A 15019-nucleotide genomic window follows, 5' to 3' on the forward strand; every position below is an offset into this window, starting at 1 on the left:
ATCTCCTGACCGACAAGCTTTTGCTACGCCAGGAAGTTCGTTGCTCGCGGACATGGCGCAGCTAGTTTGATTGCATTTAAGTCGGGGAGGCTAGGGAACTTGCATCCCGCGCGGAGGTTTGTCCGGACGAATTGAAGAGAGGTCATTTATGGACAAGGTCATCGATGTCAATTTCTTGGTGAAGTGGCAATCGCCCGTCTTCGTCCGGATTGGCAACGGCATGCGGGAACGCATCGGCGGGCCGGACGCGGCATTGGCAGCGCTTCTCCATCGCTGGCCATCGAGCAGTCAGTCGGAATACGGCGTCGCCAAGCGCCGTTGCGTTGACGCGATCGCCAGGCACGGTAGCCCGGAGCTTGCCCGCAGCGCATTTGTTGAAGCGGCGGTCTCGGCCAAGGTACTCGCATGATAAGATTGGAACGGCCCACTCGAAGCTTCCCGCTGTCCGCCGGGCTGCTCTTAGGCTTGGGCCTCGGAGGCTTTTTCGACGGCATCGTTCTTCATCAGCTTCTGCAATGGCATCATATGCTGAGCTCCTGGTACCCGATCACCTCGATTGAGAACCTTGAACTCAACACCTTCTGGGACGGTGTCTTCCACTCTGGTACCTACGTCTTTGTCCTTGTCGGCCTCTTTATCCTCTGGCGGTCCGGTCGCCGCAGCCATTTCCGCTGGTCGACGGGCGAACTTATCGCGACGATGCTCATCGGCTTCGGTGTGTTCAACCTCGTCGAAGGCGTTATCGACCACCAGGTGCTCGGCTTGCACCACGTCAATGAAACCGTTCCTCGTGACGAGTGGCTCTTCTGGGACCTCGGTTTTCTTGCCTGGGGTGGCGCGATGGTCGTCATCGGCGCGATGACCATGAGGAGACGGCATGGTTGAGATGCTGCGTGAAGTCCGCACGGCGATGATTTGGGCAGCTTTTGCATTGGGCCTCGTCTTCGCGACGCGGCCGGTATGGTCGTATCTCCTATTCGGCCCAAGCCTTACGCTTGAAGACCTGCTTTCACTGCGCTGCTTCGGCCTCCCGACATGACGCATGGTCAGATAGGCGACATCCGGGAAACAATCGACGGAGCCTGAGAATGACTTTGAATAGCGACCGGCCTGGTTTTTACGCTGAACAACGTATCTCTCGCCATATCGTCATCATCGGCGGCGATTTCGGCGGCTTCGCTTGTGCGATCGAACTCGGCAATGTCCCAGGGACCAGCGTTACGGTCGTTGACCGCCGCAATCATAACCTGTTTCAGCCGCTGCTGTATCAAGTCGCGACCGCGGCCCTGTCGCCGGCAGACATCGCCGAACCGATCCGCAAGACACTTGCCCGTTTCAAAAACATCAACATGATCATGGCAGAGGTGGTCGGTATCGACGCGTCGTCGCGCACGGTGTCACTGTTTGATGGTGGTCTGCTTTCCTACGATCAACTCGTCATCGCCACCGGTTCCGACTACAATTATTTTGGACACGAGGAATGGCGACAGTTCGCACCCGGCCTGAAAAGCATTCACGGGGCGCGGCAGATCCGTCATCGACTGCTTCTGGCATTCGAGCGGGCGGAGCGAGCGAAGAGCGAGGCTGAGAAGCAGGCGTTGCTCACCAGCATCGTTATCGGTGGTGGACCGACGGGCGTCGAAATGGCAGGCGCGATCTCCGAACTCGGTCGCTTCATGATCAGCCGCGATTTCCGAAACCTGCGGCCCGGACAATCTGAGAGTGATTCTCGTGGAAGCGGGACCACGCATATACTCGCCGCCTTTCCCGAACAGCTTTCCGCGTACGCGAAGTCCTACCTCGAGAAGATCTGCGGAGCCGCGCTGGAAGAGGAATGCGGTCAGCATGCCGTATGCTGACATCTGCAGAAACTCGCTTTCCCAGTTCTTGAAGATGGCGGACAGGAAGTGGCCGGAAGAAGCGTAAGCAAGGAGATCGAGTTGCCGGCCATCGTGCTCGACCAGTTCTTCACCGCCAATGGTCAGAAGCGAAAAGGCGACCAACACGAGGGTCAGCCCATTATCTCGAATAATACGCAAAGCATCATCCTGTCGTTTTAAGGGTTGTCGCTTAGGCGCGGGGATGGGGCAAAACGGCTGAGATCCGCGGATAGCTCATCTCTCAATCTGCTCCAGTTTGCACTGGGTCGGCCGCTTGTCGGGACGCCATCGTAGAAGCTTGGTTCCATGTCGGAAGCGGTGGCCTGTCACCTGGTCGAAGCGAACCTCAACCACCATCTCCGACTTGAGTGGCTCCCACTGCGACGAGCGTTTGGTGCTCCATCGGCTCGGGCCACCAGGCGCTTTGCCGGTAAAGCCAGGCTCACCACGCAAGGCTTCCAGTTTTGCGGTCAATTCCGGTCTCTCCGCATCGCTGATTGTGGCGGTAAAACCGACATGATCGAGATCTCCCTGATTGTTGTAGAGGCCGAGCAGAAGGGATCCGACGAGCTTGCTGTCGCTCTCGTACCGGAACCCGCCTACCACACAATCGGCGGTTCGCAATCGCTTGACCTTTGTCATCGCGCGCTCGCCCGGAAGATACGGACCGTCGAGGCGCTTGCACACGACGCCGTCGGTATCACCTCCGGATGCTGACAGCCACCGCATCGCTTCATTGTAGTCACGCGTGTAGGGCGACAAAATCAACCGACCAGGCTGCACGGCCTCTTTTGCGAACACCTCCAGAGCAGCGCGACGAAACCTCAGATCGCGGTCAAGGATCGGGTTGCCATCGGCAGCCATGAGCATGTCGAACATCACGAGCAGCACCGGGGTTTCGCGGGACAGTTTTTTGATGCGGCTTTCGGCCGGGTGCAACCGCATCTGGAGTGCATCGAAGGACAGTTTACCGTCGCGATCGATCACCAGCTCGCCGTCAATGACGAACCGTTCGACGTCCAGCTCGCTCAGAAGCGCAACCACCTCTGGAAAATAGCGCCCCAGCGGCTTTCCGGACTTCGCTCGCAGATCGACCCTGCTACCGTTTTTAAATGCCAGGCAGCGAAAGCCATCCCATTTGGGTTCGTATTGCCAACCTTCATCTGCCGGCAAGGCGTCGGCGGACCGTGCCTCCATCGGTTCGACCTCGATGGACAGACCGAAACCCGTGTCAGCAGCTTTACTCGTCATTTTGCTGCTGCCCTCGTCCGTGCGATCGAGGTCAGGAGAGGCTGGGAAAGCTGGTCGTCGGTCATGATTATACCTTGCCTGGTTACGGTCAAAAGAAACGCGCAAGTAGGTCAAAAGATGCGGGGCCGAACCATGTGATCGTGTGTGAAGAAGTGACGCGGAGAATATGGGAGGAATTGGAAGTCTGCTATGCTCCATCGTCCTGACCAGCGCACAAAAAAGATCCAGACCGACTGATAACGACGTATTTCTTAAAAGCCTTTGCCCGCCAAGTGTTAGAACTACCTACATTGGCCGTCTAATACAGGGGCCGAGGGCTGCCGCGAGGCGGATATTGTGGTTTTAACGATGCTGCCCGGCGGCGCGTGCATCCTGCTGATTGGAGCGCCGATCGGGAGCGCGACGCCAACGCCAGCCTGGCGGCTAGATGGGATGGCGACAGGCTTGCGGTGCGGCACCCGACGCATTGAAGACCGATGCCGAGCAGCTCGAAACGACCGAAGAGTTGGCCGTCGAGGACCACGCCTGCGCGGCGATCAGAATTCCTCCCAGTTTTCCTTGACCGCCGTATTGCCGCCGAAGGCCTTGACCACCCCAATCGCGACGGCCCCGACAACGACGCCGAGGCACGCCTGCACCATTGAGGTTGCCAGCCAGTTGATGATCGCCGGGAAAACGATCACAGCGTGTTCGACACTTTTTGCGAAAGCTTCGATCAGATGCTCCGGCCGGTGGTAGCCCAACCCGTCAAGGCTATGGACGATGATACCGCCCCCGACCCAGAGCATGGCCGCCGTCCCGACGGCAGCGAGCGTCTTCAGAAGTACCGGGACGCCTTTGACCAGTCCAAATCCTGCCCTCCTGACTGCCGCTGATGTGCTTCGCGTGAGGTATAGGCCGATATCGTCGGCTTTGACGGTCAGGGCGACGACGCCATAGACGGCAGCTGTAATCAGTATGCCTAAGGCGGCAAGTACGGCGGCCTGAGTATAGGCATTCGAGGTGGAGACGCCTCTCCGGGGCGGACGAATTGATCAGCCATGCTGACAGGACCAAGCTGATCAAATCAGCCCAGAACGCGTTGGATGAGGTCCTCGATACCAAAAGGTTCTGGCGCTGACAGACGGCGAAACCGAGGCCGGCCAGCGCGATCTCGATGGTTCGATGGCCCGGCAGGAGATGCCATGCAATCGACTGTCGGCCACGTCTTCCGGGGCGCAGGTTGGAAGGCGGCGGCTCGTTCTCCGAAGGCTCTTTCAGCAATTCAGCAGTCGGTCGATTATGAACTTTGTGATTTTGGCTTCAGCACGACGAAGGTTGCCTTGCTTCCCCGCAGGGTAACGACCACAGGCCGAGTTGCTCTCCGACCAAGGTCCTACCTGCGGAACAGGCCTCGAATTTATCCGTTATTCGGGCACGGTCTGATGACCGTTTTAGATGGAGGTTCAAATGCTTCGCAAGATTATCGCAGGTGCGGCTGTGTCCGCAGCATTAATGTCGGGCTCGGCGTTCGCACAGTCGTCTACAGTCAACGGTGCTGCCGGCGGCGCGGTCACTGGCGCCATCGTCGGTGGCCCGGTTGGAGCGGCTGTCGGTGGCGTTGCCGGGGCAGTCGTTGGCACGGCGATCGATCCGCCGCCGCAGAAGGTTGTCACCTATGTGCGGGAAGCTCCGGCTCCCTCGACGCGTGTCGTCGTCAAGGAAAAGGTCGTTGTTGGCCAGCCGCTCCCCGAGACCGTCGTTGTAACGCCCATCCCCGATGATCCGAAATACGCCTATGCGGTCGTCAACGACGAGCGGCTCATCGTCGATCCGTCTTCGCGGAAGGTGATCCAGGTGATTAAGTGAGGCGAAAAGTAGCAGGTGCGGCCACTGCCGCGCCTGCTGGCCAAGCCGAGATTTGGATTCTGTCATGAAGGCAATCGCAACATTGACATTTGGCATCGCGAGCTCCGTCGGCGCCTGCATCGCTGCTGCATCATTCGCCTCCTTCGTGATGGCGGATCCACAGCCCCAGAAGGTCGCGAGCCTGCACGCGCCAGACTTGTGGACAACCTCCCCCGTCCGCGTCGACCCTAGCAGGCAGCACTACCAGCGCCTGCCAGCTGCCTACTCGAGCTACGTGACGGAAGCGCCGAAAGTGGCTGTCGAAAATCGCCGACCGGACCCGATGCACGCGAAGCCCGAGCCAAGCCGGCCCGTCCTGTCGACGGCGCATCTCCAGTGGTGCTCGCAACGCTATCGCTCCTTTGATCCGGCGACCAATAGCTACCGCTCCTACAGCGGGGAGACACGCAGCTGCAAATCACCATATGGCGCATCGCAGCTGGGTGAGGATAGCCTCGTAGCAAATGCGAATGATCGCGACCATGGAGCATCCACGTTGGACCATGCCTATGCTGCCTGGTGCGCCGCTCGGTATGCATCCTATAGGGAAGAGGACAACAGTTACCAGCCCTACGATGGTCCACGCCGCAAATGCGTTCCTCCTTCGCATGCAGTTATAGCATCGGCGCAAAACGAAATCCGCCGATATTAATCGGCTGTTCGCCGGGGCCCAGCCTCCGACGATAGTTCCTGGACGACGCCCTTGACGCAATCTACGTCTGGTCCTTCAAGAGCGGTCGTGGCGAGACGTTCATAATGAGGAAACCCCTATGCCGGAACTGCTTCAAACGTCGTCCAACGTATGGCGCGCGGAGCGGGCTGACGAGTTTGCGATCATAATCGACGCGGAAGATTATTTCGCGGCGGCCCGGGCGGCGATGAGATCGGCCCGAAAGTCGATTTTCCTCGTCGGTTGGGATTTCGATGCGTCGATCACCCTTGGCCGCCCTGGCGAATGTTTTGAGGGGCCGGCCCACGTTGGCGATTTTCTACTGTGGCTAACCCAGGAAAACCCGAACCTGGAGATTAGGCTTCTCCTCTGGAATCCCGGTTTCCTGTCGAATTGGATGAAACTGTCGAATCTTCCGTATCTTTTGCGATGGAAGCTCCACCGCCAGATCAACGTCCGCCTTGACGGCAACCATCCGGTTGGCAGTTCGCATCATCAGAAGATTCTTGTGATCGACGATGCGATCGCCTTTTGTGGGGGTATCGACGTCACGGCGGGTCGGTGGGATACGCGCAAACACCTGGACAACGATCCACTTCGCAAGCAACCGAATGGGACGGCCTACGGTCCTTGGCATGACGCTTCGAGCTTCTGTGCAGGACCGTCTGCGAAAGCGCTTGGCGACCTCTGCCGCTCACGATGGCTATCCGCGGGCGGGGAGCAACTGGTTCCGGTCGATATTCCGCATGAGCCGCTGTCCATCAAAGGCGCCATTTCATTCGGACCTTTGACCCTCGGAATTTCTCGCACAAGTCCCGCCTATGGCGACGAGAAAGGCGTTACCGAGATCGAACAGCTCTATGTCGACATGATCATGTCGGCTAAGCGGGCCATCTATGCGGAGAGCCAGTATTTCGCGGCCCGGGTTGTCGCTCAGGCGCTTGCCAGGCGGCTTTCCGAATATGATGGCCCGGAAGTCGTCCTCATCAATCCGGTCAAGGCAGACAACTGGCTTGGTGAACTGGCGATGGACACAGCACGAGCAAGGCTGACGGAAGCCCTGCGCCTTCATGATCCGCATGGAAGGTTTCGTATCTACCACCCTGTAACGACCGATGGCGTGCCTATCTACGTTCATTCGAAGTTGATGATCGTGGACGATCAAGCGATGCGCGTCGGCTCCTCGAACTTCAACAATCGATCCATGCGCTTCGACAACGAGTGCGACGTTGCCTTCGAAGCCGGACAAGACCGCCATCTGTCTGGCAAGCTCGTTCAGCTGCGCGATAGTCTCCTGGCCGAGCACCTCGGTGTCGACTCCGATGACGTCACGTTGACCATTGAGCGGACGAAATCGGTCATTGAAGCGATCGAGGCTCTGAGAGAGATCAGAACGGAGGATCAACCTGGAAGCAGACCCACCCTCGTCCCCTATCGAACTCCGGCAATATCAGATCTGGAGCAATGGCTGGCCGACAACGAGATCCTCGACCCGGAAGGTCCTGAGGCAGTAATGGAGCCGATTGAAAGTCGAGGATTGTTTCGGGGGCAGCTGTCGATCCCGTCAAGGAGAAAGTTCAGGCCGGCGGAACGATGAACTTTGCCCTTTGGGGCATGGCGCTAAGGCTATGCCGCGTCCGGTCGGTAGGCAAGCCTGGTTTCGAGTTCCCGCACCAGGCGGAGTAGTGCCTCCCGCTCGCGCTGCCGCTCAGCTTCCACCGCCTCCAGCTCTTTGAGTAGCTGCTGGTTCATGATGGTGAGCGATCTGATTTCTTCGATCACGTCGAGAATGTTAGAAATCGTGCTACCCATTTTGAGATCCATCCAACACCTTACAAAAATCGTGATTGAGGTGCTCCCTTGGGGGCCGGTTGGGCAGTCCATTGCTGTTGATGTTTTGAGAAACAGAAATATAACAGCAACTGCGTCTCTTCCCAGGACGATGCGCGCCATCAGTCTCAATCTGCGCAACACAATCCCAGCGAAAGACGAATATGACAAAACGGAAAGCGGCCTCGATCGTCAGCACCGGTATTGGTGGACTTGACGAAATCCTGCGCGGCGGCCTGCCCGCATCGAACCTCTACATGCTGCAAGGGGCCCCGGGCTCAGGCAAGACAACGGCCGCGCTGCAATTCCTGCGCGCCGGCGTTGAGGCGGGCGAAAGTTGTATCTATGTGACGCTTTCGCAGACAGCCGCAGAACTCGAAGCCATTGCCGTCTCGCACGGCTGGACGCTCGACGGCATCCGCGTCGAAGAGCTGTCCACCTCCGGTACGGTCAACGAGGCCGACGACCAGAGCATATTCCTGACCACCGATCTCCGGCTGGACGAGACCAGGAAAGCCATTGAAGCCGCGATCGAGAAACACAAGCCTCGCCGCCTTGTCTACGACTCGCTACTTGAAATCCGCTTGATCACTGGCGACTCCCCGCGTTTCCGTCGCGAGTTGATCGGCTTCAAGTCCTTCCTGGCAAAACAGGATGTCGTGGCCCTGTTGCTGGACACCCAGACAGCCGGCAACGACCGTAACGGTGAAGAGGTCGAGGGGCTGGCCCACGGTGTCATCCGCTTCGACAAATCGCTGGAAGAATATGGGGGCGTGCGCCGCCGCATCGAGGTCTCCAAGATGCGTGGCATACCGGTGGCTGATGGCTACCACGACATGGCGATACGTGAAGGTGAGGGTGTCGTTGTCTTCCCTCGTATCATGCCGAGCACCGCACCGGAAATTGCCAAGCCACAGCTTATCAAGTCTGGCGTCGCCGAACTCGACGAGATGTTCGGCGGTGGTCAGGAGGCCGGAACCACGACACTGGTGATCGGACAGTCCGGCACCGGCAAATCGACTATGTCATCTCTTTATGCGACTGCCGCACTGGAACGAGGGGAGAATGTCGCCCTGTTTCTGTTCGAGGAGCGGTTGGAGACGTTCTTCCGCCGCTCCGAGGGCCTGGGCATGGAACTGAGGCAATTCCATAAGGATGGCAAGCTGGTCCTTCGTGATTTCAATCCAAACGAAATTTCGCCCGGTGAATTCGGTCAGATCGTTCAGGAGGCGGTCACGCAGAACAAGTCGCGGGTCGTGGTGATCGACAGTTTGACAGGCTACCTTAACTCCTTGCCGCATCGGGACAAGGCCGTTCGGGATATCCAGTCCCTTCTGAAATATCTCGCCCGGTCCGGTGTCCTCACCATGCTGATCGTCGCCCAGCACGGCCTGCTCGGCCAAAATGTTGGCATCGATGTCGATGTCAGCTTTCTCGGCGACACCGTCCTGCTGCTTCGGATCATGGAGCATGAAGGGCGCCTGCGCCGAAACATCACAGTTGTTAAGAAGCGACATGGACCGCATGATCTTAACGTCCGTGAACTGCTGATCGAGAGCGGCAGTGTAAGTGTTGTGGCTTATAATCCACTGCCTGATCCGAAATGAACACCATTACGACCGAAAGCGAACTGGACTGGGTTCTCGTCCTCGCTCCTTTTCGCAAGGACGCCGAGTATATAGCGGCGTCGCTTCGTGAGCAGGCGATCGAGGTCAAAGCAGTGAAGGCGGACGAGGATCTGGTCCAGCATCTTGCCTTGTCACCCGGGATCATCGTCATTACCCACGAGGCGCTAAGTTCCGACGTCGTAGGCAAAATTGCCGAACATCTCGCCGAGCAGGCTGGCTGGTCTGAAGTTCCGATCTTCATCTTGTTGGAGCGTTCTGCGCCTGTCGCGAGAATACGCAACCGACTACAGGCTTCCTGGCCGGATGCTCGCCTGCTGTTCCACACGCGCCCGATCGCACCGTTGGAATTCGTGAACGCGATCCAGTCGAATTTGCTGGTGCGACTGCGCCAGCGTCAGGTTCGCGATTCCATCGAACGGGAACGAGAGCTGCGTCTGGAGCTTAATCACCGGGTAAAGAACATCCTGGCAAGTGTCAGTTCAATATTCCAAATGACCCGGCGCGGAACGGTATCCGTCGACGACCTGGCCAGCGATTTTACAAACCGCCTTCAGGCGCTTTCCAACGTCCATACTGCTGTCTTCGAGGCCGGCGGAGAGGAGGTCTCGCTGACCGACGTCGTCGGCCTGACGGTCTCTCCGTACAACAGTGATGGCGTGAGCCGCATCAATGTTAGCGGCCCGGAGATCACGGTCAGCCGGGAGGCCGGAACCACGATAGCACTGTGTTTGCACGAACTCATAACAAATGCGATCAAATATGGGGCACTGTCTGAGCCCGATGGAACGGTCGAATTCGTTTGGACGATCGCGGAAGCGGGCGGGCCCCATTTATTCTTGAACTGGATTGAAGCGGGCGGTCCGCCGGTGCGTGAACCGACGCGGCAAGGCTTTGGCACCAGATATGTGCGCTCAGCGTTCGGATCGTTGTTCGGATCGGTTCCCGACATCACCTTTGCCCCAGACGGGTTTCGATGCAGGGTGAGGGGTCCGCTATCGCGTATTACGCCGCAAAAGCATGTGACCTCAGTTTAGCCTCTGCTCAGGCAGCACTCTGCCGGCGCCGTCCGTGTGAGGCAGATTAGCACCTCAAGCGGTCTCGGCGGCACCCGCCCGCGGAGGACGCCGGATGCCCCGAATGTCTAAGGCGACGGGTGAAGCGCTCTAGCAAGAACCTCGCTCAGTTCACGCGCCGAAAACGGCTTCGCGGCGACCGGGACTGCCCGAAGATCGTGCCGGATACCATCGGCCCCATATCCTGTTGTAAAGGCGAACGGCATCTGCCGAAGCAAAAGCTCCTCCGCGACAGGGAAGACCTTTTCGCCACGGAGGTTCACATCCAGCAAAGCTACATCGAAATCGTCTTCACGAACGCGCGTCATCGCGTCCTCGAGGTTGGAAGCGATTGAAGAAACTTCGAAGCCAAGATCAATCAGCATGTCCTCGGTCAACATCGCGACCATTGCTTCGTCCTCGACGATGAGGACGCGGATTTTCACCCGGCCGTCTGCGATGGGGGACCTCAAGGAAGCGGGAACTCCAGTTCGCAACGGAAGCCGCTGGCGGGGAAGTTGACTTTGACTGAGCCATCGAGATCGTCCGTGATGCTTCGTTCGATCAGGCGGCAACCGAACCCGTGCCGCGACGGCACCGTCACCTCCGGACCTCCATGCTCAACCCAGCTCATTTGCAGGCGACTCGGGCCATCTTCTGCTTTGGAAAGCGTCCATTTTAGCCGAACGACGCCCGACTCTCCCTGCAGCGACCCGAATTGCCGTGCGTTGGATGCCAGTTCGTGAAGAACCATGCCAAGCGCCAGACCGATTCTGGGAGAGAGCGTTATTTCCGGGCCGTCGAGCACCAGCCGGTATGGGTCCGGTCCAACAAATGGGCCGACTTCCTGATCGACCAATTCACCAAGGCTGACACCGGTCCAGCGCCGCTTCGTGAGAAGATCATGGGCTTTGGCAAGAGCTATGATCCGATCTTGGAAGTTGGGGGCGAATTGAGTCGGCTCCGGTGTCGAGCGCAACGTCTGGGCCGAGATGGACTGCACCGTCGAGAGGGTGTTCTTCACTCGATGATTGAGCTCATCGATCAGGATCCGCTGCTCTCTTTCCGCGTCTTTAAGCGCGCTGATATCGACCAGCATGTTGATGCCGCCGATGACTTTGCCATCGGCATCGAATAGAGGGGTCGGGTATGGCATGAACGGCACAAGGCTGCCGTCCGGTCGTTCCGCGATCGCTTGAACCCCTCGAATCGGCCTTCCCTCCCTGAGGGACACTGCCATGGGGCATTGGTCGTGTGGCAGCGGGGTCCCATCTGCCTCGTAAAGCCGCCACGTCACGCACCACTCGTCGGTCCCGATCACGGGTGTTCTTCCGGAGAAGGCGACCGCGGCCTGGTTGAAAAAGGTGACGCGGCCTTCAGCATCGGTGGTGTAAATCGCCGCGGGAAGCGCCTCGAGCACTTCGCGCGCGTTCTGTTCGGTTGCCCGTGCGGCAGCGGCGGTCTCGAACTGATCACTGACATCGACGGTGAAGCAGCGCGTATTCTTGAAGCCCTGCGCACCGAAATTCGCGTTCGAGGTGATTTCGACATGCCTGATCGATCCATCCTTGGCTTTCAGCCTTGCGGGATGACGATGCAAGCTTTCTCCTAACGACAGACGCCGTAGGATGTCTTCGATGACATCCCCGTCGGCGTGAAAGCGAGCAATGGGCTGACCGATATATTCTTCTTTCTCGTAGCCAAGCAGTTTCAGTTCAGCCTGGTTGGCGCGCAGTATGACGCCCTCGGAAGAGACAAGGTGCAATCCGACCGCGCCGTTCTCGAAAAAATCTTCGATGTCCTTTTGCTGAGCTAAGGCTGCCTCGGCCGCAAGTTTCGAGTCGGTGACGTCGCGAAGGCAGGCAATGGCCCCAGTCGCGGCGAAGCTGCTTTCGAACAAGGGCTCGATGTCGGCGAGGAGCGCCCGTCGAGCTCCATCGGGGCTGACGAGCGTTAGCTCCAACCCGTAACGAGGCGTAGACTCAGCGATTATGCTGCGCGCAAGACTGCCCTGCGCCGGTCCACTGTCGTCCGCAAGAGCAAGGTTCACCGCCGTGGAGTTGTCGACGTGGGGTGGAAGATGCAGGAGAACCGACGCGCTTTTGTTAAGCCGGACGATCCCGCCAAATCTGTCGAATACCGCAATAGCGATAGGGACAGCGTCCAAGACATCCTGATCAACCGCAGCCAATGCCGAAAAGCCGCTCGCCGGTTTGCGCGCGGGCCGCGGCTGCAAATCGACCACTGTCATGACGATGTCCACGCGAATTCTACCACTGTACCCCCTTGCGGCGCTTGGCGGGGTCGAATCAACGGACGCCCACTCGCACGACCCGCTATAACGCAAGGAAGCTCAAGAAGTTCCTGAACTTCTGAAAATGAGATCAAGGACGATAACGCTCTATCGAGAAGCCCTTGGAAGCGTTTAGGTGTCGGTAGTTCGAGCCCGGCGTCTTTCACTCATTTGTTCCGCCTCGTGTGAACCGTCTCATGAACTCTTCCGAGGCTTCTGCGTTGTGATAGCTTCTGCCGCAATACAGGCCAGCCAAGAGGCACGATGAAATCCCCAATCCATTTTCCCGCCGAACGCCTTCAACAAATCCTCAACAGCGCCATCGATACCGGGATCATAACCCTCGACGCCGAAGGCAATATCACCAGCTGGAGCAAAGGTGCCGAGAGGCTGCTCGGATGGTCGCAGGAGGAGATGCTCGGAAAGACGCTGATCGAAATCTTCCCAAGTAACGAGGGCGCCCCCGATTTGCTGGCAGCTGAGCTCGCCGATGCTCGCCTGAACGGGAAAGGAGGAGGCGAAGGCTGGCGAATGCGCAAGGACGCGGGACGGATCTGGGCCGTTGGAGAGACAACGCCTCTCTTCGGTGGCGAGCAAGAGTTGGTCGGGTTCGTCAAGATTCTGAGGGATCGCACCGAGCAGAGGCAAACTGAGATCGCCCTTCGGGAGCGCACCCGCGCGCTGGAGATCCTCAATGGTGCCGGCACAAGTCTCGCTCGCGAGAACGACCTGGAGAAGGTCGTTCAACTTGTGACCGACGCCGGGGTCGAGCTGACCGGGGCGCAGTTCGGTGCCTTCTTTTACAATGTTATCAACCAGGCCGGCGAGAGCTATATGCTCTACACGCTCTCAGGCGTCCCGCGCGAGGCGTTTTCAAAATTTCCGATGCCTCGCAACACCGAAGTGTTTGCGCCGACGTTCCTCGGCCAAGGCATTTTGCGTTCAGACGACATCACAAAAGATCACCGCTACGGGAAAAACGCCCCTCGACGTGGTATGCCGGAAGGCCACCTTCCTGTCCGAAGTTACCTCGCGGTTCCCGTCATTTCACGGACGGGAGAGGTAATCGGCGGTCTGTTCTTCGGCCATGCCGACACGGGCGTGTTTGATGAGGAGTCGGAGAAGGGATTGGCGGGCTTGGCCGGAGAGGCGGCGGTCGCCATCGACAATGCGCGGCTGTTCGATGCGGCACAGGGCGAACTCCAGGAGCGGCGGCGCGCCGAGGAGGCTCTGAGGCAACTCAATGCCAATCTCGAAGATCTTGTCCGGCAGAAGACAGACGAGCTTACCCGCAACGCGGACGCTCTTCGCCAGGCCCAGAAGATGGAAGCGGTCGGGCAGTTAACGGGTGGCGTCGCCCACGATTTCAACAACCTCTTGCAGATCATCGTCGGCAACCTGGATACGCTGATGCGAACTTTGCCGCCCGAAGCTGGCCGCCTGCGTAGAGCAGCCTCACAGGCGATGAACGGTGCGCGGCGCGCCGCAGCGCTAACGCAGAGACTTCTGGCTTTCGCTCGGCGACAGGCGCTTGATCCGAAGCCCGTTGATGCGAACGCCCTCATACGAGGCATGTCGGAAATGCTGCACCGGACAATTGGCGAGATCTACCAGATCGAAGTGGTGTTAGCCGGTGGCCTCTGGAGGACAGAAGCGGATCCGAATGAGCTTGAAAGCGCCTTGCTAAACCTGGCGATCAACGCACGCGATGCGATGCCCGATGGGGGGAAACTGACGGTCGAGACGTTCAACGCCCACCTCGACGAAGCGTATGCCGCGATGCATGCCGAAGTCATTCCCGGCCAGTATGCAGCAATCAGTGTTTCCGATACTGGAACGGGTATGGACGCCGAAATCCTTTCTCGCGTTTTTGAGCCTTTCTTCACGACCAAGGATCAGGGTAAAGGCACAGGCCTCGGGCTCAGTCAGGTCTATGGTTTTGTCAAACAGTCAAAGGGTCATGTGAAGATCTACTCAGAGGTCGGAGATGGCACGACTGTCAAAATCTATCTCCCCAGGTTGATCGCCGAAGGCGCGGAGGACGAGGTTGCCGAGAGCGCGCCGATCCCGGAGGCGGCGGACGGCGAATTCATCCTTGTCGTCGAGGATGATCCGGATGTGCGGGCATATTCGGTCGAGTCACTGCGAGAGCTGGGTTACCAAATATTGGAAGCCAAGGACGGCCCTACTGCCCTCCAACTGCTGGCGGCCCACGGACCTGTTGATCTGATCTTCACCGACGTCGTCCTTCCCGGGGGGATGAGCGGTGCGGATGTCGTTGCTAAGGCAAGAGAACTGTATCCAGAAATGAAAGCGCTGTTCACTACCGGCTATTCTCGCAATGCCATCGTGCATCATGGCCGCCTGGATAAGGGCGTTCATCTTCTGACAAAGCCATTCTCGTTCGAAGACCTGGCGGTACGGGTAAGAGACATTCTTGACCTGAAATAGAGTTCAGTATGCTGGCGCTGTTGCGCAGCAGCGAGCGGAACCTTCGCCGTCACCCGCAAGGCTCCGAGTGCATCTTT

The 15019-nt window shown here is 58.6% G+C and carries 15 protein-coding genes and 1 pseudogene; 10 read left to right on the plus strand and 6 right to left on the minus strand.

Annotation, left to right across the window (positions count from 1 at the left end; translation table 11 throughout):
- The first annotated feature begins 148 nt into the window (after positions 1-148).
- Genes G9X68_RS17090 through G9X68_RS17105 form a run of 4 tightly spaced genes read left to right on the plus strand, consistent with a single transcriptional unit; the run spans position 149 to position 1859 of the window.
- Positions 149-409 carry a DUF982 domain-containing protein gene (locus G9X68_RS17090; RefSeq protein WP_171603406.1) on the plus strand — a complete coding sequence of 87 codons (261 nt, stop codon included), beginning with the start codon at positions 149-151 and terminating at the stop codon, positions 407-409.
- Positions 406-885: a DUF2243 domain-containing protein gene (locus tag G9X68_RS17095; RefSeq protein ID WP_171603407.1), complete on the plus strand. Its 480-nt coding sequence runs from the start codon at positions 406-408 to the stop codon at positions 883-885. The genes G9X68_RS17090 and G9X68_RS17095 overlap by 4 nt, the downstream gene beginning before the upstream one ends.
- Positions 878-1039 carry a hypothetical protein gene (locus G9X68_RS17100; protein WP_171603408.1) on the plus strand — a complete coding sequence of 54 codons (162 nt, stop codon included), beginning with the start codon at positions 878-880 and terminating at the stop codon, positions 1037-1039. Before G9X68_RS17095 ends, G9X68_RS17100 begins: the two co-directional genes overlap by 8 nt.
- Before the next feature lie 49 nt (positions 1040-1088).
- Positions 1089-1859 (plus strand): NAD(P)/FAD-dependent oxidoreductase, encoded by a 771-nt coding sequence (locus tag G9X68_RS17105; RefSeq protein WP_171603409.1) that lies wholly within the window; start codon positions 1089-1091, stop codon positions 1857-1859.
- Here the strand turns inward: G9X68_RS17105 and G9X68_RS32325 are convergent.
- From G9X68_RS32325 to G9X68_RS17115, 3 genes and pseudogenes are all read right to left on the minus strand, one after another.
- Positions 1809-1979 (minus strand): annotated as a pseudogene (locus G9X68_RS32325) (DUF6766 family protein); the annotation flags it as partial. The gene G9X68_RS17105 and the pseudogene G9X68_RS32325 overlap by 51 nt on opposite strands.
- Positions 1980-2114: 135 nt before the next feature.
- Positions 2115-3131 carry an ATP-dependent DNA ligase gene (locus tag G9X68_RS17110; RefSeq protein WP_171603410.1) on the minus strand — a complete coding sequence of 339 codons (1017 nt, stop codon included), beginning with the start codon at positions 3129-3131 and terminating at the stop codon, positions 2115-2117.
- A gap of 536 nt (positions 3132-3667) precedes the next feature.
- Positions 3668-4162 (minus strand): DUF808 family protein, encoded by a 495-nt coding sequence (locus G9X68_RS17115; RefSeq protein ID WP_171603904.1) that lies wholly within the window; start codon positions 4160-4162, stop codon positions 3668-3670.
- Between the two features lie 418 nt (positions 4163-4580).
- Between G9X68_RS17115 and G9X68_RS17120 the strand changes: the two genes are divergently transcribed.
- The 3 genes from G9X68_RS17120 (at position 4581) to G9X68_RS17130 (ending at position 7285) form a co-directional block, all read left to right on the plus strand.
- Positions 4581-4979, plus strand: a complete 399-nt coding sequence (locus G9X68_RS17120; protein ID WP_171603411.1) for a DUF1236 domain-containing protein — start codon at positions 4581-4583, stop codon at positions 4977-4979.
- A gap of 64 nt (positions 4980-5043) precedes the next feature.
- On the plus strand, positions 5044-5670 hold the full coding sequence (locus G9X68_RS17125) for a BA14K family protein (protein WP_171603412.1): 627 nt from the start codon (positions 5044-5046) through the stop codon (positions 5668-5670).
- A gap of 118 nt (positions 5671-5788) precedes the next feature.
- Positions 5789-7285, plus strand: a complete 1497-nt coding sequence (locus G9X68_RS17130; protein WP_171603413.1) for a phospholipase D-like domain-containing protein — start codon at positions 5789-5791, stop codon at positions 7283-7285.
- A 29-nt stretch (positions 7286-7314) separates the two neighbouring features.
- Here G9X68_RS17130 and G9X68_RS17135 read toward each other — a convergent pair whose 3' ends face one another.
- Complete coding sequence (locus G9X68_RS17135; protein ID WP_244956178.1) at positions 7315-7500, minus strand: hypothetical protein; 186 nt, start codon at positions 7498-7500, stop codon at positions 7315-7317.
- 182 nt (positions 7501-7682) lie between these two features.
- On the opposite strand from G9X68_RS17135, the gene G9X68_RS17140 reads away from it, so the two are divergent.
- Both G9X68_RS17140 and G9X68_RS17145 read left to right on the plus strand, forming a co-directional pair.
- Positions 7683-9125, plus strand: a complete 1443-nt coding sequence (locus tag G9X68_RS17140; RefSeq protein ID WP_171603414.1) for a DUF7125 family protein — start codon at positions 7683-7685, stop codon at positions 9123-9125.
- Entirely contained in the window at positions 9122-10180 is a 1059-nt protein-coding gene (locus tag G9X68_RS17145) for a sensor histidine kinase (protein WP_171603415.1), read from the plus strand. The genes G9X68_RS17140 and G9X68_RS17145 overlap by 4 nt, the downstream gene beginning before the upstream one ends.
- A gap of 107 nt (positions 10181-10287) precedes the next feature.
- Here G9X68_RS17145 and G9X68_RS17150 read toward each other — a convergent pair whose 3' ends face one another.
- Positions 10288-10644, minus strand: coding sequence for a response regulator (locus G9X68_RS17150; protein ID WP_240603658.1), 357 nt, complete (start codon positions 10642-10644; stop codon positions 10288-10290).
- Positions 10645-10667: 23 nt separating this feature from the next.
- Complete coding sequence (locus G9X68_RS17155; RefSeq protein ID WP_171603416.1) at positions 10668-12449, minus strand: sensor histidine kinase; 1782 nt, start codon at positions 12447-12449, stop codon at positions 10668-10670.
- Positions 12450-12755: 306 nt separating this feature from the next.
- On the opposite strand from G9X68_RS17155, the gene G9X68_RS17160 reads away from it, so the two are divergent.
- A complete protein-coding gene (locus tag G9X68_RS17160) occupies positions 12756-14942 on the plus strand; it encodes an ATP-binding protein (protein ID WP_171603417.1) in 2187 nt (728 codons plus the stop codon).
- Positions 14943-15019: the final 77 nt, after the last annotated feature.

This window comes from Rhizobium changzhiense (assembly GCF_013087625.1).
Taxonomy (GTDB): domain Bacteria; phylum Pseudomonadota; class Alphaproteobacteria; order Rhizobiales; family Rhizobiaceae; genus Rhizobium; species Rhizobium sophorae.